Consider the following 22,800-nt stretch of genomic DNA (forward strand, 5'->3'; position numbering starts at 1 on the left):
CCAATTCCCAATTCCCAATTCCCAATTCCCAATTCCCAATTCCCAATTCCCAATTCCCAATTCCCAATTCCCAATTCTCAAAATGAAATTATTATTAGTGACAGATTTAGACAACACATTAGTCGGAGATGACGCAGCAACTCAACTTTTAAACCAGCGCTTGCAATCAAAGCGATCGCAAATTTGTTTAGTTTACGCTACCGGGCGTTCTCATGCTTCCACCTGCGAATTAATTTCCCAAAAACAACTGCTAGCCCCGGACTATACGATCGCAGGTGTAGGCAGCGAGATTTACCAAGACGCCACCCTCGATTTAGATTGGGCGGAATATATTTCTCAAGATTGGGATAAAATGGCGATCGCCTCTTTGGCTCAGCAGTTTAACAATCTTAAACCCCAATCCCTAACAGAACAAAATCCTTGGAAAATCAGTTATTGTCTGGAACCAGCAGCAGAAAATACCTCGATTCTCCAGACCTTGCAGCAAAAGTTAACCGCATCGGGACTGGCAGCTCAAATTATTTTTAGCAGCAACCGCCATGTAGATATCTTACCACAAACTAGCAATAAAGGCAAGGCCCTGACTTATTTACAAAAGCGCCTGCAAATTCCATCTCATGCAACATTAGTTTGCGGCGATTCTGGCAACGATATCAGTATGTTTGAACAGGATGTTCGGGGAGTAATCGTTGCTAACGCTATGTCAGAACTCTTAGCATGGCATCGCGAATGCGGCACAAAAAATCATTATTTAGCTGGCTCTGCTTGCGCTGGGGGAATCATGGAAGGAATGACATATTTTTGGGAATTTTGATGGCAGAAAATGCAGTTCCGGTTAGAGCGGAATACGCTGGGATAAAAGAGTCCGGCAGACAAAACGAGAGTGAAAAATAGCTACTGAGATTGCTTTCATAAAAGATTGCGAAAGCTCTCCGTGCGGACAGCTTGAGACCAAAAAAGAGTTAACCCAAGCGTATTGATTTGAAGCACTGCCTAGGCTTAACCCAAGCGTATTGCTGGATATTCTGGTCAGCCGAGACAACGTGGCTCTGTCTCTACACAATACTGTACTGCCCAGCAGGACGATCGAGTCCTTGATGAATACCTTGCTACAGTCCAATACGGTTCATTTAGTGCTGGTCATTGCGAGGAACGAAGCAATCGCAATATCTATTTTTCATAGCGTTTTACCTCTCTTAACGGTCTTCACTGAACCCTATTGGGCTACAATCTGCCGCATCGACGACAACAGAATTGCCGCGAGACTTTTCTTTCTGATGTGGACGGCATTGATGCCTTTTTTATTAAAGGAGCTAACTAGAGCGCAAGCGGAGTAATACCAATTTAAAAAATAAATGCAACAATATTTGTAGGGTGTGTCGCCAGAGAGCGTACCCAAAAAGAGACGAAAAATCTAACAAGCGACGCACCATCGACTATATTTGAATAAACTTGCCTCAACCTCAATTATTGTAGCAAGGATTTTTCACGCTTGGTATAACAATGCGACAGATTTAGAACAATTTCATACCGAAGGGAGGTGTTACAGCACTACCTAAAGCAGTAAGCTGAGCAGCTACACAAATCGATTAGGCTTAACTATTGTGCGACAAACCCAAGTGCAACAAGCATGGCTCAACCTAAAATCTCTACCCTGGGATAAGGCAGTTCGTTATACACTGAGCATCGGTGTTCCGCTGGCGATCGGCTCTGCAACAGGGTTTCTTCGTTACGGTGCTGTTGCCGGGATTGGTGGTATGTATGTTGTGAATATTGCCAACATTGATGCTCGTCCGAAATATCGATTGCTGAGCACTTTAATCGGTTCTGCTCTGATTGCCGGTTGTACCCAACTCGGTAGCTTTCTAACTCATTCACCCGAGTTAATTACATTAGGAGTTCTGGTTCTTGGCACTACTGCGGGGTGGTTGCATTGTTCTCACATGGCGATCGAAATCATGGTGCGGTTTGCAGTGCTAGGCTTCCTTTTTGGTGCATTGCAGCTTAGCGCCTTTGGCACTGAATTAATTCCAATTGATGGACGATTGATTTTTATTTTTTTAGCAGGTGGTCTGTGGACAGCTATTATCATAGCGATCGAGCATTGGCTGTTTCGAGTCAATCGCTTAACCACAGGCCCCGATCTGCGCGAGGGCTGGCAGCGCATTCAATCTAAACAAACGGCAGGGTTGCGGTTTGCTCTCTGCTATGGCATCGTGGCGACAATTGCCTTCGGGGGCAGTTTCTTATTGCATCTGCCTCGACCCTTTTGGATCGCAGCCACAACTCTAGTAGTCATGAAGCCTGATAGCTCTGCAACTGTTAAGCGGACTTCTCAACGGATATTGGGAACGCTGATTGGCGTACTGCTAGTAGAAGTAATGATTACCTCTACCAATAATCCTCACCTGCTGATCGCTTACATTATGCTGGCTGCACTACTGGTTCCCATCGGGTTAGCCAAAAATTACACGCTTTGCTGTGCTGCGGTAACGGTGCTGGTAATGGTCATGATTGACCTGCTGATGCTAAATGAAGGCGGCGATCGCGCTTTATTACCTGTGCGTTTCTATGCCACGCTAGTGGGTTGTGCCCTAACTATTATTGGGACAGCTATTACCTATCCTGAACTTTGGCTGCACAAAAGAACAAGGGACTCTTAATCGGTATCTTTTTTTAGAGCGTTTTGTTCGAGCTCTGTCGTCGCGCAATCACAAAACAAGAGTTAACCCAAGCGTATTGAATTATACCCGAGTGAGAGCATTCGCTCGCGAGATGCTCGCACTGCCGATCGCACCCCAAGCCTCCCAAGTCCCGCAAACCCTTAAAATCTGTTGGGAATCTCCACCGCATCTCGATCGAGCCTGCGACTGCGATACCATCAGCTTGTACTCGCTTGCCGCACCGCACATGGAACAAAATACTTTATCCGTAGAGGTGATTCTCTCTCACCCCCGCCAATCCTTAGGTAGCATTCGGCTGGATTGGACACCGCAACCGGGGAACTATCTAGACTTAGAGGGACAAACCTATGCCGTTTTGGAACGCCACCACCGCTATCAACTCAAATTCGGACGCTACCAACTGCAAAAAATTGCCTTGTACGTGCAGTCAGCCCAAGCTCCGACGGAAAGAACCTTTGTCAGCGGCATCTGGGTTATCGGAGATGCTAGCTGCCACTTTAACGCTCGATCGGAAATTCTGCGCTGTGCTGTCAACCCTCATGGCCCGTGCGACGGCTGCTGCAATTACCAAAAGTGTTGAGCGCGATCGAGTCCACAGACAATTCTAGCTCGATCGCCCAACCGAGAATGCCGAGGCTCTCGGCATCTCCCTCCATTACCACAAACTATGACAACCAGCTACCAACTCTCCAACCGGATTTAACTTGTTCGGGTAGGCGGTAATCTACCTTCGGATAGCTGTGCAACAAGTCGCGAATGCCAGTATGAATCAAATTTTCTATGTGCAGCAACTGCTCTGAAGAACAGCGAACCTGGACTGTGTGGTTTGACACAGACTCGCCGGAGTCGATCGCAGTATATTTATTCGGAACTCTGCTCAGCACGTAAGCAATTAAATCCTGCCGCAAGCCCGAGTATGAAAAAGCCTGTTGGTAGGGATAATTGGGATAAGACTCCAAGATAATTTCTACTTCCTCTGTAACTACGCCCAAGGTAATATTGACCAGATTTTTCGGCATTTTCCCTGTCCCAAAATACTACTTAACTTAGATATTTGTTCCCCGATCGAGTTCCTCTGATTTCTCCTGAATTTTAGCGGGCTAATACCGCACATTTTTCTTCGGGAATAACCTGAGCGAAGTCAAAACATACCTCTTCTATAACCCGCAGCACATAGCAGGGAATCTTGTCCGATAAAATAGCACTTGCCACCGCGCCGGTGTGAATTTCTAATACTGCTTCTGCCGCCGCTTCAAACATCACTCGCTGCCCCGGAAAGATCACTCTTTCAAAATACCAATTAGGAATATTCCCAATCCGAACCACCTGAATTTGGTTGGTAGCATTTGCGTAATAGCACAAAATCTGGCTGTGACCTTTAGAAGATAGCTGATCTGACATTTGAAAAATCTCCACACTCTTGAAAAAACTTACTTAGACTTGGCGCGGGCCTGTTAGTGGCAATTGCGACTTTGGCTCTTGACAAAATGACAGACTTATTTGCGGGGCGTTATTCAAGAGCGCGAATCGCATCCACAGTTATTAATTTATTTTTGATTGAGTTTTGCTGCCAACACTTAGAGGACTTGCGCTGAAACCTGGTTTTTCGCGGTTAAAAACCCGGTTTGTTTGGTATGCAGTGCCTAACCCCTGACTGATTCAGGTTGGTTGTGCTGTCGCAGCAGTGAATCGAAAGTATCGCCACTTACCCGAACTCCCCTGACAACAGGTTCGTTCTTTGGCAGCGGGATGCTGCTGAGAGTGCGACCTTCAACTCAAGAACCTGGAATAAACATTATCTAAAAAATATGAGGAAATTATGAAGACCATCATTTTTTTAAATCAATATACTTTTGCCGAAGCAGGGATTATAACACTTAGGCAGAAACCGGGTTTTTTACCAAAAAACTTCACTGCATTACGGAGTATGGGTTAAACAACTTGGTTTACTGAGTTCAATTATGTAATTTATAGAACATTAATTTACGTATTAATACGGTAGTACCCGCTCGACTTTACGGGAAACAAAAGACCCCGACTCCCTGAGGTCATCTCTGGAACTTCTAGGGAATCAGGGTTTGAAGTAACCAATCACCGATCGATCTCAAAGCTAAATCAAAAAAATGAGGAAATTCTGAAAACAGCCCGAAAACTCGGACTTTCCTGGACGCAGAAAGCCAGTTCACTAAAATAATTGCGATATTTTAGCAAGAGACTGAGAACTAGAAACCAGTTTCTGAGCCTCATCCGGTTTTAATGCCCCCTTAGGATCGCGAATTAAATAATTTACACATATTTGTGGGATGGGCGGGGGAGCCCATCCCACAAGAACAATAAAAATTGTAAGTTATTTAATTCTCATTCCTTAATTCATCAGTCGGCCGAGGACACTTCATTCGTATAGACGTGGTTTCAACCGCAGAGTCTTAATTCATTCGTCGGCCTGCGCCGACTTCGTTTGTTTGGCGTGCGGTTTCAACCGCCGAGTCTTGTCTCGCATTTTTCCCGAGCTTAAAGCAACGGTTCCCAACCCAGAAGTCCCGCAACTTGCTTAGCCAAACCCAAAGGATCGAAAGGCTTGGAAATCACCCCCGCTACCCCCAAATCAGCAAACTCGTTCAAATCCATCGCCTGCACCTTAGCCGTCAGAAAAATCACCGGAATTTCCCGAGTAGCCACATTTTTTTGCAGCAAACCAAACAAAGTAACTCCGTCCATATCGGGCATCATCACATCGAGTAGAATAGCATCAGGGATTTGAGTTTCAGCTAAAATCAATCCTTGGCTAGCCTCGGGCGAAATCAGCACCCTCCAGCCACCTAAATGTTCTAGACAAGCCTGAATCACGCTACAGAGGTTTTCTTCATCATCGATTACCAGAATGCGCTTTGCTGACATAATTAAAACCCTTATTTTAAATAAATTGCGGTCAACCGAAACAGGAATTACGCAGCCGACGAGATGCACCTACTTAAACAGAAAACTAAAAAATCTAATTAGATCTCAATATGCTTGGGTTAAGAGTTCTCCAACATAAAAACGCTATCCCTTCGCCTTTATGCGTTTGGTGAAGGGTAGGAAAGCAATCAAAGTATCTGTTTTTTATAGGTCTTGACTTCCAGGATCTCTTATCCCAAGCGTATTGAAATATAGCTCTATCCTTGGTGTCAACAACCAGCATAAAACCGTTTGTATATATCGTTTATCGCTGAGGCAATAACGCCATGTCATCCCCCTTAAGAATGGGAAGGAAAGAGAACATTCTTGTCCACCCTTGTTAGGGGAAGTAGATGGCTCTTCCTGCGGGGGTAGCGAGGCCTAATCGTCAAACAGTATATCCTTACTAAATAAAGCTTTAAGTTGAGACCAACAATCTCTCCAAAACTTATACACTGCCTGTACATTACCACGAACCAAGCAATGTCAAAACCGCTTTTGCGTGGCGAGGAAACTTACTAATCGCTTTCTCTTATCAAATCAATCTAAATTTTATCTCCTTCGCCTTCAAGCGGTGCAGGGACTGTGAAATAGAAACTGGTGCCTTCTGAGACCACACTTTCGGCCCAAATTCTGCCGCCGTGTTGCTGCACAATGCTCCGACAGATAGCCAAACCCAAACCCGTACCTCCTTTTTGGCGGGAGTCAGAAGCATCGACCTGTTGAAACCGTCCAAAGATAGTTTCTAGTTTATCAGCAGGAATCCCCCGCCCTCGATCTTTGACTTCAAATAAAACGCGTGAAGCGTAGCTATCCCGTAGGGAATCGCCCAAATCTTCAACCCTGACAGTTACTGTACACCCCGGAGCCGAGAATTTAATCGCATTGCTCAACAAATTTACCAGCATTTGCACAATCCTGTCGGCGTCAGCCCAAATTTGAGCCGACGAAGGCAAAATCGACAAATTAATCTTATTCTCAGCAGCCACAGACATCACAGCTTCCGCAGACTTCCGCATCAAAACCTGCGCATCGCACCACTGCTTAACAATGGTAACTTGGCTCGAATCGAGCCGCTCTAAATCTAGAATATCGTTGACCAAACGCACTAACCGTTCGGTATCGCTCGACGCAATGTCTAACATCTTTTTAGCAGTTTCCGGTCGATCTTTGAGCACCCCAGCCGCCAGCAAACCTAAAGAACCGCGAATTGAGGTCAGTGGCGTTCGCAGTTCGTGGCTGACAATGGAAATAAACTCATTTTTCATTTTTTCAATTGCCCGACTTTCTGTGATATCTGTGACTGTGCCGACGTAACCAATTAGTTGACCTCCGCCGGCAAAAATCGGAGCTGTTTTTGCCCGACCAAACCGGATGGTTCCGTCTGGCTGGATGTGGCGGAATTCGCAGGAAAATTCTTCATCTGGCGATCGCAATTCCGACCACTTAGACTGAATTAGTTTGAGGTCTTCCGGGTGAACAAACCGCATCCAGCCGTCTCCTAAAGCTTCTGCCGCGGTGAAGCCACCAATTGCTTGACACCGGGGATTTGTATAGGTACATTTTCCCTCAGCATCGATTTTGAAAATGCCGACAGGAGAACTCTCGCTCAGAGAGCGAAATAAAGCTTCGCTTTCCCGCAGTTCTGTTTGAGAAATTTCTAGTTCTCGGGTGCGCTGCAAAACTCGCATTTCTAACAGTTCGTTGAGCTGTTGGAGGGCGGCTTCAGCTAGTTTGCGATCGCTAATATCGCGCTGCACTGCCACCCAATGGGTAAACCAACCGCTTTCATCTGCGATCGGCACAATGCTCAATTCTACCCAAAATTCCGTCCCATCTTTGCGGTAATTGATCAAGTCAACTCGCACCGGCTGCCAGGTTTTCAAAGCTCTCCGAATGCGATCGAGACTTGCCCTATTTGTTTTTTCTCCTTGCAAGATGCGCGGCGTTTTGCCCAAAACTTCTTCTAGCGTATAGCCAGTCATCCGCGTAAAAGCTGGGTTGACATACAGAATTCGCGGGCCCGGTTCGTCAATCGGTTCAGCTTCCGTAATTAACACCGCGTCGTTAGTCGTGGTGACTACTAATTCTAACAGGCGCAACTGTAATTCTCTAGCTTTGCGATCGCTAATTTCTCGAACTGTCCCCACCATCCGCACTGCTTCACCTGCTGCGCTGTAAAAAAACTTACCTTTCCCCTCCATCCAGTGAATGCTGCCATCGGGCCAAACCACGCGGTATTCGTGAGAGTAATCTCCTCGCTGGATTCGCGCCTGATTCATCGCATTCTCCACACCTTTTAAATCTTCTGCGTGAATGCAATCTCTAAAAATTTCATAAGTTCCGTTAAAAGTTCCCGGAACCAACCCAAACAACTCTTCGTGTTCTCTCGACCAAACAATGCGATTTTTCTGCACGTCCCAGTCCCAGAATCCAATTTTGGTAGCCGACAAAGCTAAGTTAAGCTGGTGGTTGATTTTCCGCAACTCAATGCTAGCAATCGCCACTCGCAGTTCTCGGGCTATTTCGATTTCGCACCGCTGCCAAGGCAAAGATTTTGACCTCACAGTTTCTTGCCACAACTCAAAGGAAGTGCGAGGAGACATCAATGGGGTGCCATCTGGTTTATAATCAATTGGCCAATCTGGTTTGCCTGCCCAGTTGACGGTTTGAATTGCTTCGGGACGGAACCACAAAATGTAATAATTTTGCATCTCGGACATGGCAAGCACCAGCAAACCGCTAGCAAGTTTTTTAAATTGAGCGGATGGCGGATACAGTTTTGAGAGACAATCTGTATGAAAAACATCATTCTTATTTATTTGAGTTTTTATCCAAGCAATTAACTTTTCGATTTCTCCCAAGTCCGGGGTTGTGCCGATGGTGATTAAATTTTCCTTGGCACACACAACTCCACCGGTAGCTCCTACTAAGGCCAGCAATTTATCTGGGGATTTAAGTAAACCTTCTACAAAGCAGTTTTCTAGAGAAATTTCCGTGATAAATTTATGGGAAATTTCTTTTAAATAAATTGCATATTCCCGGTCTTCGCTCTCTTGTTTGTAGCTGAGTTCGAGATTCACAAACTTTGCTACCAGTTCGCAAGCAGTTCTTGTTTCGTAGTTGACATAATTTGGTGTTTGGTGGTGACAGGCGATCAATCCCCAGAGTTTTCGATCTTTGATTAATGTCACGGTCATGCTAGCACCAACGTTCATATTCTTGAGATATTGAACGTGGCAAGGCGAAACTGTTCTCAACAAAGAGAAGCTCAGATCCAGGGGGCGACCCGTCAGCGGATTGCACTCAGGAATTAGTTGTACGGGCTGAGAGTGAACATCGGGAATAAACCGAATTAAATTCATGCTGAAGAGCTTTCTTGCCTGGGGGGGAATATCGGCAGCCGGATAGTGCATTCCCAATAAAGGAGCCAAATTTTCTACTTTGTCTTCGGCGACTACTTTCCCCGCACCGGTGGCATCAAATTGATAGACGATCGCGCGATCGAACCCAATCATCCTCCGCATGGATGCAACTGCTGTCTGACACAGCACTTGCAGGTTTGGTGTGTTGTGGATTTTGTCGATCGGCTCTTGGACTAAATGATAAGAATTGAAACAATTGCTAGCTTTTGGGGCAACAACCTGTTCTAGTTCCACAATTAATACTGAACTTGATTGATGCAGCGTCCCCTGAAAAAAAGACTTGCGTTTTTGACTTGTGAATGATAAACTGATAGGGTTGCGTCCATCGTCGTTTTCAAATAAAGCTTTTTCAACAGCCTCAATTTCCTCATTCTCGACAAATTCATGTAAAAAATTGCCCACAAGTTCTTTGGGGTAAATGCCGATCGCCTCAAAAGTATTGTTGCTAACTTGCAAAATTTTCAACACAGGAGATTCCAGCACCAACAGGATGCCGTGAGGTTGAATGGAAGCCGGGTCATAAATTAATTCGCAGTCGCTGTCATTGTCAGCGCCTGTATCTGAGGTTAATACCATTGCTTTCGTGTTCTTGTGAATATTTCTATAAATTAGCCAGTGTTTTTGACGATCGGGCAAATATCGAGCGACGCCACCGCTACGAATCGCACAACCAAACAATCCCAAATCTTAGAAATTTTTGCCTTCGGCGTTTCGGACGCCCGCTGCATCATTGGTGTCAACAATCTCTTGAAAACCTTTGTATCTGTCGTTTACCGTCGAGGCCAGAGCCCCCTAAATCCCCCTTAAAAAGGGGAGTAGGGGTTGACTTTGATCCGCCCTAAATCCCCCTGATAGTCGGGGGAATCTGACGCTCTTGTCCCCCCCTGGTTGAAGGGGGGTTAGGGGGGCTCAATCCCCTGAAAACCTTTGTATCTCTCGCCCGTCGCCTAGTCTAGAACCCCCTAAATCCCCCTTCTTAAGGGGGACTTTGATCCGCCCTAAATCACCTGATAGTCCGGGGGATCAGACGCTCTTGTCCCCCCTTGTTAAGGGTGTGCCAGGGGGATGAGACTAAGCTTACCGCTGTGTTAGAGCAAGTTTGTGCCGGAGTTGAGTCCGCTCCAAACGATTCAGGATGCGAGCAATTAATTCCGGTTCCACGATCGGCTTATTCACGTAGTCATCAGCACCCGCGACAAACATTTGACGCACTGTTTCCGACTCCGAATGAGCCGTCAAAAATAGCACCGGGAGCTTGCTCCAGCGCAAATCGTTCCGCACCGTCAAACACAGCTCGATACCGCTGTAACCGGGCATCTCCACATCTAAAATTAGCAAATCCGGACAAGTAGTTTCCAGTACCTCCCAGAACTTTTCGGGCTCATCCAATGTTGTTACTTGCAATCCCCAAGGTTGTAGAATCACTTTCAGTGCAGCCAATAGATGCACATCATCATCTACCACCATAACTTTGGCTTCAGCAGGGCCGGTCTGGTCGAGGACTTGGGCGACTGCTTTGAGTATATCTGCTGGGGGGATAGATTTGTGTAAAAAGCCGGAAGCTCCCAAACGAGCAACTTCTATTCGATCGCTCAATTGATTGTGTCCGCTAAAAACCATCACCGGAATTTCTGGTTTTTCAGTGCGGAGTTCGGCTAGGAGAGCAAGTCCGTTTTCCTGAGTTCTGGAAAAGGTCAAATCCAGCAAAATCGCGTCGGGAGGCTGTTGAGAAATCGCACTTCTTGCCGCTTGCGGAGATTTAGCGACTTCTATCTCGAAGCCGGAACCGGATGCTGCTGCTTTTAGTCGATCGCTCTGCACAGTATCATCATCAACGATCAGCATTCGGCGCTTTTGGGAAACCGCAGTAACTAGCTCGCTTTCAGGTTCCGGCGGGCGATCGAATATCTGTTTGAGCAAATCCAGAAATTCCTCAATCTTCTGAGCAGTCCCCGGTTTCAAGATGTTTTCAGCCTTGAACCAATGTTCGATTTTGCGCGCCACTTCCGAACCTTTCGGCAGCCCTAAAGTTCCCAAAGAACCGACTAATTTGTGAGCTTGCTCCTGGGCTTCCCGCCGCAGCTCGTTTTCCAAGGTTCCGGTTTTCATTTGGGCGATCGCGCGATCGAAAATCACCACCTTTTCGATAAAATTAGCTCTTAACTTGCCCCGAATTTCCGCAACCACACTCAGGACTTTGAGGCGGCGCTCGTCATTGTTTAATTCCAGGCTCTGCCCGCTAGATTCAGCAGATAAAGTCTCTTGACTTTTAGCCGTTTCTAAAGTAGCCATGGCAACTTTTTTGCCCTCAATATCCTCCGGCAGACTCTTGAGCCGATAGCCCAATCCATACACGGTTTCGACTAAATCTACAGTCATCCCCGCTGCTTTCAGCTTCTGCCGCAGCCCCTTGATATGAGCGGTAACGGCTTCTTCTTGAGGAAATTCGCCGGCCGACCAAATGCGATCGAGCATGGCGCTGCGGCTGAAAATGCGCCGGGGATTTCTCAGCAAAAGTTCCAGCAGATTGTACTCTTTGGGAGTCAAATGCAGAACTTTTTCGCCATAAGTTACTTCCGTAGTGTCCGGGTTGACTTGCAGTTTTTCCCAAGTCAAACTTGTACTCGACAAACTTGCCTTACCCCGGCGCAGCAAAGCCCGAATTCGAGCAATTAATTCTTGGAGATTAAAGGGTTTGACCACATAATCGTCTGCACCCGCTTCTAAACCTTGGACTCGATCGTTACTGCTATCTAGCGCTGTCAGCAATAAAATCGGCATTTGGCAGCCGGACGATCGCAATTCCCGACACAAACTAATACCGTCGAGTTTAGGAATCAGCACATCCAAAACAATCAAGTCGTAATCGTAGGCTTGTGCCAACTGCAAGGCTGTTTCACCGTCTGCTGCCGTATTTACATTGTAATTCTGAGAGTGCAGCGCTCTGGTCAGCAAATTGATTGTAATTGTGTCATCTTCTACTAGCAGAATCTTCATAAGCCTCACCTGTTATTTAAGCGGTTTTTATGATTTTTGAATCGGATTTTTGGGATTTAAATAGCCTTCCGAAAGTGTCAACTTAAGTCTGAAGTTCTTTGTATCTCTCGCCCGTCGCCCCGTCTCGCTCCCCCTCGCATCCCCGCAACGATTCGGGGGACGCAAGAACACTCCTGTCCCCCCTTTTTAACGGGGAGTAGGGGGAGCTGTCTAGTCGTCTAACAGTAGAGCGGTACTACATAAGACGTTAAGTGGACACCTATACCTATGTTAAATAGCCTTTCCCAACTCTTATTTTGATTTCTCTCACCTCACTCTAACAAATAGTATTCTTGAAATTTTTAAATCATCAATTAATATTTTAATTTTGATTTTTAAGCTCTCGAAAGGTTTGAGCGGATTCCCGGAAATTTTAGGGCTTTTTGGACTTCAGCGCTTGCTGAATTTTTTGAATCAGATATTGCGATGAATCTTGCTGCTTAACTATGTTTTCCAACTCGGAAACCGCGACTTCAGCGTCTTCTATATCTTTAACTAAAGAATGAGCAGTAATATTTTTTATGGCTCCCAAATATTCTGTGATAGTGATCTGTGAATTGAAATCTTTGTCCGCTATTAATTCCTCCAACTCTAACATGGCCATTTCCGCGCGATCGATCTTGAGCGTCACCGATTTAGCCACGTTAGCACCCGCTCTTGCTGCCTCCGTGAGTTCATGAACACGAAGTTTAAACCGGCTGGCAATTTGCTCCATTTGAGTCCCCAGTTCAAAAGTTTTACTTGCCAGCCTGCCAATTTCCACACTCACTTGGCTCATCCCGTTGGGCTGATTTCCCATTTGATTGGTAACTACAGCCACCTGTACTGCTAAGTGCCTGACTTGTTCGATCGCCTCCCCGATGGTTCGAGAAGTGCGGTTAACCGTTTCTAAATCATTAGCTATTGCTTTGCCAACGCCCAAAATTTTCTCTGTATTGTTGCAAATAGAATTAGCACCTTGAAAAGTAGCTTGAAATGCTTGGCGACCCTCCGATGAAATCAGCTTCGCAATCCTGACAAATCGCTGATTCATTTGAGCAATTTCTTCAGCTTGTTTTACCAGAGCCACTTCCTGCTGATTGGGAGTTTTCTGCGATTTTTCGGCTTGACGCTGTTGGGTTTTTAACAGCTCGTTGCACGCCTGAATTTTCGCCTGTTCTTGTTGAATAATTCCCAGATATTTCTGTCTTTCTACTCTGTATTTTTGAATAAGTTTGTTAGCTTGAGATAAAATTTTAGACTGGGCAATCACCAGAGTTTGAACGTCCAAAAGACGGAAGCTCTGGTTTTCCATTACCACAATAATTGGTTCATAAATCAAATCTTTATGCCTGTTGAGAGACGCTTGCACGGCATCCTCAACTTTCCAGTTTTCCTCCATCAGCAAAGGCGGAATTCTCATAAAATCTAACAAGGCTCGAATCGGGTGCTGCCCGTAAATTTCTACGCGATCTGGAAGACTCATTTGCTCTCGAAATTTGACGCGAGAAATCATGCCCAATACCTTTGATTCGTGAGTAATAATCACCCCCGGCAGGTCTGGTTCTTGCTCGAATCTTGCAGCCACTACCTGTCCTGGAGTTCCAGCACTCACTTGGAAGTGGTGACACGGCAGATGTCCGATCGTGAAATCGGGGGTGAGTTGAGTTGGATTGCTCATTTACCCGAATAGTGTTAAGTAGAAGTTAACAAATTATATATTGATATTATACTGGATTAAGATAGTTTAAAGTGATAACAACTATAGGGATAAATCAGCTCTCTGGCTCTTGAGCCTGACGAGAGCCTGCCTTCTGACCGCCCAAAAACGGATACAAGCCCGCGACTTAAGTTGTGAGCAGCCCAAAATTTTAGCTCGAAGTTCCTGCTCCCAGATTCACGGAGCTGCAAGTAAATCTAAAATCTAAAATCTAAAGTCTAAAATCTACTCACTTCTTTCATCTCAAGTCTTTTGGAGCGGCCGCGTCTGCTGCGCCCCTGGTTCCCTCCCCAAAACAGTGGCATTCATATTTTGTCCTTTAAAACAACCGGGAAAATACCTAGATTGAAACCAAAAACCTTAAATCGAACTTTGCCGCTAGCAACCTTTGAGGCTGCTTACCAGTTGTTACAGCAAATGGCTGAACTCCCCGGGGCGATTTGGCTCGCCGACGATGCGATCGCGAATCCTGAAAATCAGGGAAACTCGTCGGAAAGGTTTGCAGCAGTGGTATCAGATCGGTTTAGCGCGCTGTTGCGAGGCAAGGTATTAGATGAGTTGCCAACAAACGGACGCAAATACAGCGAAAAACATCTCACTTCGCAATTAAATGTGGAGTTGACTTTCGATCCAGGGGCGATCGCCAAATTCCTCTCTCCCCTCTCAGACAAACTCGCAGCAATAACGCCCGCACCGAAGAGGCAAATTGACATTCGCGCCCTCAAGCAAGCAATTAAAAATCTACAGCCAAACTCCGCCGTTATGCAAAGCGAATTTACCCTAAATTTGCTGGATATTCTCGCTACCGATACCAGCAAAAACAGTCGCCCGCCCCTACACACCCAAACAGAAATAGAGGGAAGTTTCGCGCTAAAACTGATAGCTCCAGAAACGCTACAGCACCAGATTGCCGAAGCCGTAAATCACTTACAAATTGCCAGTCCCTGCATTTCATTTTGTCAGCCCGTGGAAGATGCTTTGCAGCAGCAGCTAGAACAAGAGCGACTTTTGAATCAGGTGACAACTCAAATCCGCCAGAGTTTGGAATTACCAGTAATTTTGTCAAAAGCAGTTTCGAGAGTGCGAGAGTTTTTGGATGTCGATCGCCTGTTAATATATCAATTTGAAAAAGTGCCAGCCCCCCACCATGCCGAATCAGGTAAAGAAATACCTCCGCAAGTTTCTGGATCTGGTGAAGTCAAAGCAAATTCCGGTTCTTACTTGTATTTAGGTCGCGTTACCTACGAAGCTTTAGCCAGCGATGCTATCTCGTCTGTACTGGATTTTAGTGAAGGCGCCCAGTGCTTTCCCGATGGAGTCATCGACAGAGAAAAATATCGCAAAGGTTTGGCTTTGTGCGTCACTGATGTGGAAATAACTTACTCTTCGCACTCTTGTTTTTTAGAGTTGATGCGGCGGGCGAAGGTGCGGGCGAAGTTGCTAGTGCCGATCGTAGTTCAAGACGAATTGTGGGGGCTGCTAATTGCCCACCAGTGTACTGTGTGCGAGTGGGAAGAAAGCAAAATAACATTTTTGCGGCAAATAGCAGAACATTTGGCGATCGCCATTTACCAAGCCGAACTTTATGCAGAAGTCCAGCAGCAAAAGTGCACCTCAGAACAGCGCGTCATAGAGCGAACGCAAGAACTGCGCGATGCCCTTGCCGCCGCCCAGTCTGCCAGCCTCGCCAAGAGCGAATTTTTGGCAGCTATGAGCCACGAATTGCGGACTCCCCTCACCTGCGTCATCGGCATTTCGGACACGCTGCTGCGGTGGTCTTACGGCAAAGTTGGCACCAAAGAAGTGCCAATTGCCAAGCAGCGGCAGTACCTGCAAACTATCCGGGACAGCGGCGACCACTTATTAGAATTAATTAACGATATTTTAGATTTATCGCAAGTAGAAGCAGGAAAAGCAGTATTAAAAATTAGTGAATTTTCAATTTCTAAATTAGCTTCTCAGAGCCTGCACGCCCTCAAAGAACAAGCTCTAGCTAAAGGCGTGGAACTGGTGCAAGAACAACGGATCAAACAAGAGTGCGATCGCTTCACCGCAGACCCGCGCCGCCTGAGACAAATTCTGTTCAATCTTTTAGGAAATGCGATTAAATTTACTCCCGAAGGCGGGCGAATCGTCCTGCGAGTGTGGGTTACAGAAGATAAAACTCGCACGCCAGCAGTACGAGAGCCAGGTACTGCACCCCCAGGTAGCACCGCTGTTTTTCAAATCAAAGATACCGGCATTGGAATTCCCGAAGATCAGCGATCGCTCTTGTTTCAAAAATTCCAGCAGTTAGATTCTCCCTACCGCCGCGAATACGGCGGCACCGGTTTGGGATTGGCATTGACTAAACAATTAGTAGAACTTCACGGCGGCGCGATTGAAGTCAACTCTACAGTTGATGTTGGCTCTACTTTTACCGTTTTTATACCAATCCAAACTAAAAGCAAAGATGAATCCACAAAATTCAAATACGAAAAATCGAATTCATCTTTACCGCTGCACTCTTCCTCCTTGCGTGGCAGCCTCGTCCTCGTAGAAGAAGATGAAGAAACTGCCATGCTGATTTGCGATATCCTAACAGCCGCAGGAATGCAAGTAGTGTGGATGATTGAAGGCTCAGCGGCGGTAGAACAAATTGAACTTTTGCAGCCCAATGCTGTGATTGTCGATATGCGTTTGCCCGGTATGAATGGCTGCGAAATAATTCACCAACTGCGCCAAAAACTCGCTACAGAAAATATAAAAATTTTGGCTTTAAGCGCTCAGGAAATTCCCGCCGATCAGATATCTTTCGTGACGGCGGGAGCTAACGATTGTTTGGCTAAACCGATTCACCCCGAGCAATTGCTTGACAAAATTCTTTCTTTAATGGCCGGGATTGGTAATGGGTAATTGGGAATTGGGAATGGGGCATGGGGCATGGGGCATTGGGAATGGGGCATGGGCACTCGCAGGGCATGGGGCATTGGGCATTGGGAATGGGGCATGGGGCATTGGGAATGGGGCATGGGGCATGGGGCATGGGGCATTGGGCATTGGGAATGGGGCATGGGGCATTGGGCATGGGGCATTGGGCATGGGGCATTGGGCATGGGGCATTGGGAATGGGGCATGGGGCATTGGGCATGGGGCATTGGGCATTGGGAATGGGGCATGGGGCATTGGGCATGGGGCATTGGGCATGGGGCATTGGGCAAACTGGGCAAACAGGGCAAACAGGGCAAACAGGGCATTTAATATAATTGAGTTTTTGAGGTAATTATGGGAAGACCTGATTTTGAGGAATTAGAAGTTTATAAGTTGGCGGAAAGTTTGGCGAATGAGATTTGGGAGATTGTAAAAAAATGGGATTATTTCACAAAAGATACGATGGGCAAACAGATCGTTCGGTCTGCTGATAGTGTCTGTGCTAATATTGCTGAAGGAAGAGGTCGTTATAATGACCAAGATAATCGGCGTTTTGTAAAAATTGCGAGAGGCTCTTTGTACGAAACAGTAAACTGGTTAAGATTAGCCTATGCTAGACAACTTATCACAAGCGAAGAAGTAAGCAAATTTAAACCAATTGTCGATAAATTACTACCAAAACTTAACGCTTATTTGAGTTCAATAGGGCACAGGGAATAAATTACAAAAAAAGCCCCATGCCCCATGCCCCATGCCCCATGCCCCATGCCCCACTGCCCCACTGCCCCATGCCCGATGCCCAATGCCCCACTGCCCTGCGCGGGCCCATGCCCCATGCCCCACTGCCCTGCGCGGGCCCATGCCCGATGCCCCATGCCCCATGCCCCATGCCCCATGCCCAATCCCCAATTCCCCATGATTAATTGTCAAATTCCTACAGGATTAATTGTTTCTTGTCAAGCACCTGCTGATTCGCCGCTGCACGATCCGATCGTGATTGCGGCAATGGCTCGCACCGCGATCGATCGAGGGGCATCGGGCGTGCGGATTGACACCCCGGCTCACGTTGCAGCGGTGCGACAACAGGTATCGGCTCCTGTAATTGGCATTTGGAAGCAGCAATTGCCGGGATACGAGATTTACATTACTCCTCGGTTTGAAGACGCGCGGGCGATCGCACTTGCAGGAGCAGATATTATCGCCCTTGACGCGACTTTGCGAAACCGTCCTGCTGGCGAAGACTTAAAAACGTTAATCGATCGCATTCACAAAGAATTAGGGAAATTAGTCATGGCCGATGTAGATACTATAGAATCTGCGATCGCGGCTGCTGAAGCTGGTGCAGATACTGTCGGTACTACTCTTTTTGGCTACACACCCCAAACAGAAAGTTTCTCGCCGCCCGGATTTGATTTGCTAGCGCAAATGGTAGCAAAGCTCAAGATTCCCGTTATCTGCGAAGGCGGAATCTCTGGGCCGTCCATGGCTAAAAAAGCATTGAATTTAGGAGCAACGGCTGTTGTTGTCGGCGGAGATATTACTGGAATTGATATTAAGGTGACAGCCTATGCGTCGGTGATAGGAAAATAAGCATAAAATTGTAGAATAAAAATTCTACTGGATTTTAGGCATTTATATCTCTGCCAATAGGCATATTTATATCGGTCACTAGAGTTCTTGCAAAAGTCGAATTCACCCCCCGCAAGTCCCCCCTCCCGCGGGGGGAAACAAGAATAATCTTGCCCCCTCCCCGCGAGTTCGGGGAGGGTTGGGGTGAGGTGCATTGTATTTTGGCAATAACTCCACTAAAGAGCTAAAAGTTGTCATCGTTGTATCCTCCCCGAAATAATCCGGATGAGAATTAGATCTGCCTGTTAATTCAATAAAAGAGCAGATTAATTAATATGGCTAGCGATTTTTCTTTTAACTCTAAAGTCCGATTAAACAAAAATACCTCGGACAATCCTGGACAACAACGCAGTCGATCGCTCCAAGTGATGATTTTTATGCTGATAGTCACTACATTAGTGGCGATGCCGATCTTTCGTCTAGCCGAATTGCAACTGGTACAGGGAGCCTACAACCGACAGCGGGCAGAAAATAACCGCATTCGCCCTGTCTCAGTCGCAGCCACTCGCGGTCAAATTATAGACCGCAACGGCAAAATTTTGGCGGCGAACCGCGTATCGCGATCGGTGTATTTGTGGCCAAAAGAGCGCTCGGCCTCCGAGTGGCAAGAAGTCGCCGCTACCCTTAGCCCGATCGTCAAACTTCCCGCCCCCGAAATTATCAAAAAAATCGATGTAGCAGGCTACAAATCAGCCCTACCAGTGCGAATTAGTAAAGATATCGATGTCGGTACTTTCGTCGCTTTGGGAGAACAAGCTAATACTTTGCGGGGAGTTGAAATTCGCGCCGAATCGAGCCGAGACAATCCCAACCAGCAATTAGCAGCTCACCTTTTGGGATACGTCGGCGAAGCTAGTTTAGATCAATTAAAAGCTAATCCGGCATATCCGATGGGCATGATCGTCGGTCAGATGGGAGTTGAAAAATTAGTTAATCCAACTTTAGAAGGCGTTTGGGGAAACCGTTTAATCGAGGTGAATGCTAAGGGCGAGGAAATCCAAGACTTAGGTGTAAAAGATCCTATTCCCGGGAAACCCGTGCAGCTAACTTTAGATTTAGATATGCAAAAAACTGCTGAAAAAGCTTTGGGAAATCGCCTGGGTGCCGTTGTGGCGATCGACGTGAAAACCGGAGCGCTTTTAACAATGGCTAGTTGGCCCACATTCGACCCTAATATTTTCACCCGCAAGGTGACTCAAACAGAATGGGATCGACTGCAAGGGCCAGAAAAACCATTTTTAAATCGGGCTGTTCAAGGCTATCCAGTGGGGAGCACTTTTAAGATTGTAACTTCTGTCGCCGGGATGGAATCGGGCAAGTTTTCTCCTAACTCGACTTTAGTATCATCTTCTTCAATTTCGATCGGCGGCATTTCTTTCAACGAACACGGCGCCGGTTACGGCGTCATCGGTTTCCGCGATGCTTTAGCCTTCAGCAGCAATACATTTTTCTATCAAGTAGGGATGGCGGCCGGGCCAGAACAAATGTCGAAATGGGCGTCTAAAATGGGCATTGGCGGCACGATTAATTTAGAGCTTTTGGGGATAGACGGCGCCAATCACGGTCAAGTTCCGACGCCGGCACAGAAAAAGAAAATGTACAAGGAAGATTGGTATGTGGGCGATACGGTAACAATGGCGATCGGTCAAGGTTTGGTACTTTGTACTCCCCTAGAATTAGCAGTTATGGTATCAACAATTGCTAACGGCGGTTCGCGAGTGCAGCCGCATTTGTTGGCTTCTCAAACCAATACACCCCTCACTAAAAAAATCCCAACTGGTATTAAACCTTCTACTTTAAAGGTCATTAAAGAAGGATTGATTGACGTGGTGAAAAAGGGTACAGGCCGCGGTCTGAATGACGGTACTATTCCTTTAAGTGCTGGTAAGACAGGGACTGTGGAAATGCCCGGTCATGCTGACAATTCGATGTATGTAGGTTTTGCTCCCGCTGACAAACCGGAAATTGCGATCGCAGTTATAGTCGAAGGTGGCGGATTCGGTGCTGTCTCGGCCGCACCAATTGCTCACGAGGTCTTTAAAACCTATTTTCAAAAGCAAGGTTTTAAACCTACTAATAAGCCTTTCAAATCATAATTGATATTATGTCGTGTCAATTACCCTAAAAACGGTTTGATCGTTCGGAATGCGAGTCCGCGACGTGTCAATTACCCTAAAAACGGTTTGATCGTTCGGAATGCGAGTCTGCGCCGTGTCAATTACCCTAAAAACGGTTTGATCGTTCGGAATGCGAGTCCGCGCCGTGTCAATTATCCGCCCTAAAAACGGTTTGATCGTTCGGAATGCGAGTCCGCATCCAAATCCGAGGACTGAAGTCCGAACGATCAAACCAATCTTATTATGGTCGTTCGAGGGGACATGATATTAATTGTTGACTGTTTACTGTTCATATTTTGTGATGTAGGGTGCGCGCTGCGCACCTTTTTGCTGTAAGTGCGCTCAAAAGTTTTCGCCTACCAACCGTCTCACTTCCAAAGTCGATAAATTTGTCATGTGCGCCACCTGTTCCAGATTCATGCCAGAATTTAAAAGTTGAGTTACGAGCGATCGCAAAGTTGACTCCACAGCCAGCCGTGCTTGTTGTTCTTCCTTGTGAGTCTTCAAAAACTCACCAGTTTCAGGAACTCTAAACCTCAATTCTCCTGAAATTAGATGCAATTCCAGTCCCAGCACCTCACTGAACAACCACAGGGTATCGAAAGCAATATTATGAGCTGGAATCGGCTCATACTGATTATTTACTAAACGCAGTCCCTGTAAAATTGGATTCAGATAATCTCCCGAAGGGTCGTACTGAAAATATTCTATAACTCCCAAAGCCCGATCAATTTCTGGTTTAGTTTCTTGGTCTTTCGTCTGAGTTGTTCCCGAAGTAATCTCTAACACAAAATCAGGAGTAATTCCCCCTTCTTCCCAAACTTTATAATTATCTCTTTTCCGTTTTACTACTCCAAACACTACATAAAAATCCGGCGCCACAACCGCCTGGTTGTTCCCTTCTTCATAATAAATGAAAGAATTCGCTGACACGTAAACATCAGAACGCCCTTGAAAGTAAAGGTTCGCAGCTTCTACAGCATAAGTCATGTAATCGCGCGCGATATCGCTTTCAGCCATCGGCTCTCCGTCGCTGCTGGGATATTTAATTTCTACTGGTTCGACTTGAGTTAAAATTGTCATTGTTCAATTTCCCTCAAAGTTAATTAATTTAATCTCTGGTAAATCAGCTTTTTAAGGTTCGTAGTGAGGACTTCAGTCCTCTCTCATTTGATGAGGACTGAAGTCCTCACTACAAGCCTACAGAATTAGATTCTGCGTCCTGGACTTTTCGGCTAATCTGACTGTTGGCAGATACAGAGGATTTAAACTTTATTAATTCCTCTTTCTAAAATAATCATCTCCGAACCAACAACCGGACTTCTAGCTATTAACTTACCTTCCAGATTGGCAATTTGTAACTTGCTGAAATCCAGTGAGTTAGCTTCTTTCCACATTTGACTGGCGAGCTGATTTTGCTCTAGAGCGCTGAGTTTGTACCAATCTTCAGCGACTTTGACTGTCAAAAGACCGATCGAGAAATCAGCATCAACAGACTTAACTAAACCGCCGCCCAGGCGATTCGTGATGTCAGCAACTTGAGTTTGAATCGCAGCAATCAGCGACTGTTCCGGCGTCAGCAGCGGCGGGAGAATTTCTACAGGTTCCGGTTTTTTCGGCGCCGCTAAATCGGGCAATTTGCTTTTAAATTTAGCGGGTGTAGGCTGAGAATTTGCGATCGCCTCTGGGGATTTCGCTGTTCCCGGCGCCACAAAATCGTCAAAGGTTGGCGGTAACTGTGCTGCTGGGATAGGCACTTTTGCTACTTTCTCCGGCGGTTTTCCCGAAAAACTGTTGACAGTTAAACCGATCGCAACGATGAGAATTGCAGCTAAGGAGGCGTTTAAAATTGGATCGGACAGCTTGGCGTTCGCAGATGCAGGTAGGATCGATCGCACTAGCCGCACAATACTTTGCCAAAGTACGCCAACTTTTCCTAAAAAACTGCCACCTGTGGGTTGGGATACAGGCTTTTTATCGAATTTTACCGCAGCTTTTGGCGGGGGCACGCTGTTAACTTCCGCAGCAACAGCAGCAGGAGTTGTTGTTGCTGAGTCATTAGCGGTGGGCGCGATCGGCTTTTGGGCCTGCAACGGAGGTTCTGCTGCTAAATTTTTTCCCTTTTTTCCCAAATTCCCAATCGACGCCATCAAAGCTTTGATTTTCTGATTTGTGGAAACAGCGCTGCTGGCATTTTTAGCTGTGCTGCGAGTCGCGGCCGACTTTGCTGGCGAGTCTACCTCCGCTGTCGGAGATGGAGACGGTTCTGGAGTTGGTTGGTTTAGTGGTTCTTCTGACATTTTCTCTGCCTTGGAGCGTTACAAATATATATCTAAACAGGATAAATTTTAGTTGAGCCATCT

18 protein-coding genes are annotated in these 22,800 nt (G+C 46.3%); 8 read left to right on the top strand and 10 right to left on the bottom strand.

Annotated features, from left to right (window positions below):
• Positions 1 to 97: 97 nt before the first annotated feature.
• From QUB64_RS30705 to QUB64_RS30715, 3 genes are all read left to right on the top strand, one after another.
• Positions 98 to 814, top strand: coding sequence for a sucrose-phosphate phosphatase (locus QUB64_RS30705; protein ID WP_333278485.1), 717 nt, complete (start codon positions 98 to 100; stop codon positions 812 to 814).
• 805 nt (positions 815 to 1,619) lie between these two features.
• Positions 1,620 to 2,663 (top strand): FUSC family protein, encoded by a 1,044-nt coding sequence (locus QUB64_RS30710; RefSeq protein ID WP_333278483.1) that lies wholly within the window; start codon positions 1,620 to 1,622, stop codon positions 2,661 to 2,663.
• A 247-nt stretch (positions 2,664 to 2,910) separates the two neighbouring features.
• Positions 2,911 to 3,264 carry a DUF6464 family protein gene (locus tag QUB64_RS30715; protein WP_333278488.1) on the top strand — a complete coding sequence of 118 codons (354 nt, stop codon included), beginning with the start codon at positions 2,911 to 2,913 and terminating at the stop codon, positions 3,262 to 3,264.
• Between the two features lie 85 nt (positions 3,265 to 3,349).
• Here the strand turns inward: QUB64_RS30715 and QUB64_RS30720 are convergent, their stop codons facing one another.
• The 7 genes from QUB64_RS30720 to QUB64_RS30750 form a co-directional block, all read right to left on the bottom strand.
• Positions 3,350 to 3,703, bottom strand: coding sequence for a hypothetical protein (locus QUB64_RS30720; RefSeq protein WP_333278480.1), 354 nt, complete (start codon positions 3,701 to 3,703; stop codon positions 3,350 to 3,352).
• Positions 3,704 to 3,776: 73 nt separating this feature from the next.
• On the bottom strand, positions 3,777 to 4,085 hold the full coding sequence (locus QUB64_RS30725; RefSeq protein ID WP_333278478.1) for a DUF1830 domain-containing protein: 309 nt from the start codon (positions 4,083 to 4,085) through the stop codon (positions 3,777 to 3,779).
• Positions 4,086 to 5,195: 1,110 nt separating this feature from the next.
• Positions 5,196 to 5,582, bottom strand: coding sequence for a response regulator (locus QUB64_RS30730; RefSeq protein ID WP_333278475.1), 387 nt, complete (start codon positions 5,580 to 5,582; stop codon positions 5,196 to 5,198).
• A gap of 584 nt (positions 5,583 to 6,166) precedes the next feature.
• Positions 6,167 to 9,622 (bottom strand): PAS domain S-box protein, encoded by a 3,456-nt coding sequence (locus QUB64_RS30735; protein WP_333278473.1) that lies wholly within the window; start codon positions 9,620 to 9,622, stop codon positions 6,167 to 6,169.
• Positions 9,623 to 9,654: 32 nt separating this feature from the next.
• Positions 9,655 to 9,777: a hypothetical protein gene (locus QUB64_RS30740; RefSeq protein ID WP_333278471.1), complete on the bottom strand. Its 123-nt coding sequence runs from the start codon at positions 9,775 to 9,777 to the stop codon at positions 9,655 to 9,657.
• Between the two features lie 346 nt (positions 9,778 to 10,123).
• Complete coding sequence (locus QUB64_RS30745) at positions 10,124 to 12,043, bottom strand: response regulator (RefSeq protein WP_333278468.1); 1,920 nt, start codon at positions 12,041 to 12,043, stop codon at positions 10,124 to 10,126.
• Positions 12,044 to 12,455: 412 nt separating this feature from the next.
• Positions 12,456 to 13,742, bottom strand: coding sequence for a chemotaxis protein (locus QUB64_RS30750; RefSeq protein WP_333278465.1), 1,287 nt, complete (start codon positions 13,740 to 13,742; stop codon positions 12,456 to 12,458).
• A gap of 384 nt (positions 13,743 to 14,126) precedes the next feature.
• Between QUB64_RS30750 and QUB64_RS30755 the strand changes: the two genes are divergently transcribed.
• The 3 genes from QUB64_RS30755 to QUB64_RS30765 are packed head-to-tail and all read left to right on the top strand — an operon-like array spanning position 14,127 to position 17,411.
• The gene (locus QUB64_RS30755; protein WP_333278463.1) at positions 14,127 to 16,676 is read left to right on the top strand and encodes a hybrid sensor histidine kinase/response regulator; all 2,550 of its coding nucleotides are present in this window, start codon (positions 14,127 to 14,129) and stop codon (positions 16,674 to 16,676) included.
• On the top strand, positions 16,677 to 17,021 hold the full coding sequence (locus QUB64_RS30760) for a hypothetical protein (RefSeq protein ID WP_333394308.1): 345 nt from the start codon (positions 16,677 to 16,679) through the stop codon (positions 17,019 to 17,021).
• A gap of 24 nt (positions 17,022 to 17,045) precedes the next feature.
• Positions 17,046 to 17,411: a four helix bundle protein gene (locus QUB64_RS30765; protein WP_333278490.1), complete on the top strand. Its 366-nt coding sequence runs from the start codon at positions 17,046 to 17,048 to the stop codon at positions 17,409 to 17,411.
• Here the strand turns inward: QUB64_RS30765 and QUB64_RS30770 are convergent.
• Positions 17,381 to 17,608, bottom strand: a complete 228-nt coding sequence (locus tag QUB64_RS30770; RefSeq protein ID WP_333278492.1) for a hypothetical protein — start codon at positions 17,606 to 17,608, stop codon at positions 17,381 to 17,383. The two genes, QUB64_RS30765 and QUB64_RS30770, sit on opposite strands and share 31 nt — an antisense overlap.
• On the opposite strand from QUB64_RS30770, the gene QUB64_RS30775 reads away from it, so the two are divergent.
• Together QUB64_RS30775 and mrdA are read left to right on the top strand one after the other, a co-directional pair.
• A complete protein-coding gene (locus QUB64_RS30775; RefSeq protein WP_333278494.1) occupies positions 17,607 to 18,281 on the top strand; it encodes an N-acetylmannosamine-6-phosphate 2-epimerase in 675 nt (224 codons plus the stop codon). The two genes, QUB64_RS30770 and QUB64_RS30775, sit on opposite strands and share 2 nt — an antisense overlap.
• A 314-nt stretch (positions 18,282 to 18,595) precedes the next feature.
• Complete coding sequence (gene mrdA / locus QUB64_RS30780; RefSeq protein ID WP_333278496.1) at positions 18,596 to 20,416, top strand: penicillin-binding protein 2; 1,821 nt, start codon at positions 18,596 to 18,598, stop codon at positions 20,414 to 20,416.
• A 363-nt stretch (positions 20,417 to 20,779) separates the two neighbouring features.
• Here mrdA and QUB64_RS30785 read toward each other — a convergent pair whose 3' ends face one another.
• On the bottom strand, positions 20,780 to 21,520 hold the full coding sequence (locus tag QUB64_RS30785; protein WP_333278498.1) for a Uma2 family endonuclease: 741 nt from the start codon (positions 21,518 to 21,520) through the stop codon (positions 20,780 to 20,782).
• 182 nt (positions 21,521 to 21,702) lie between these two features.
• Positions 21,703 to 22,737 carry a hypothetical protein gene (locus QUB64_RS30790; protein ID WP_333278500.1) on the bottom strand — a complete coding sequence of 345 codons (1,035 nt, stop codon included), beginning with the start codon at positions 22,735 to 22,737 and terminating at the stop codon, positions 21,703 to 21,705.
• Positions 22,738 to 22,800 lie beyond the last annotated feature (63 nt).

Source organism: Microcoleus sp. Aus8_D2 (genome assembly GCF_036702665.1).
GTDB lineage: Bacteria > Cyanobacteriota > Cyanobacteriia > Cyanobacteriales > Microcoleaceae > Microcoleus.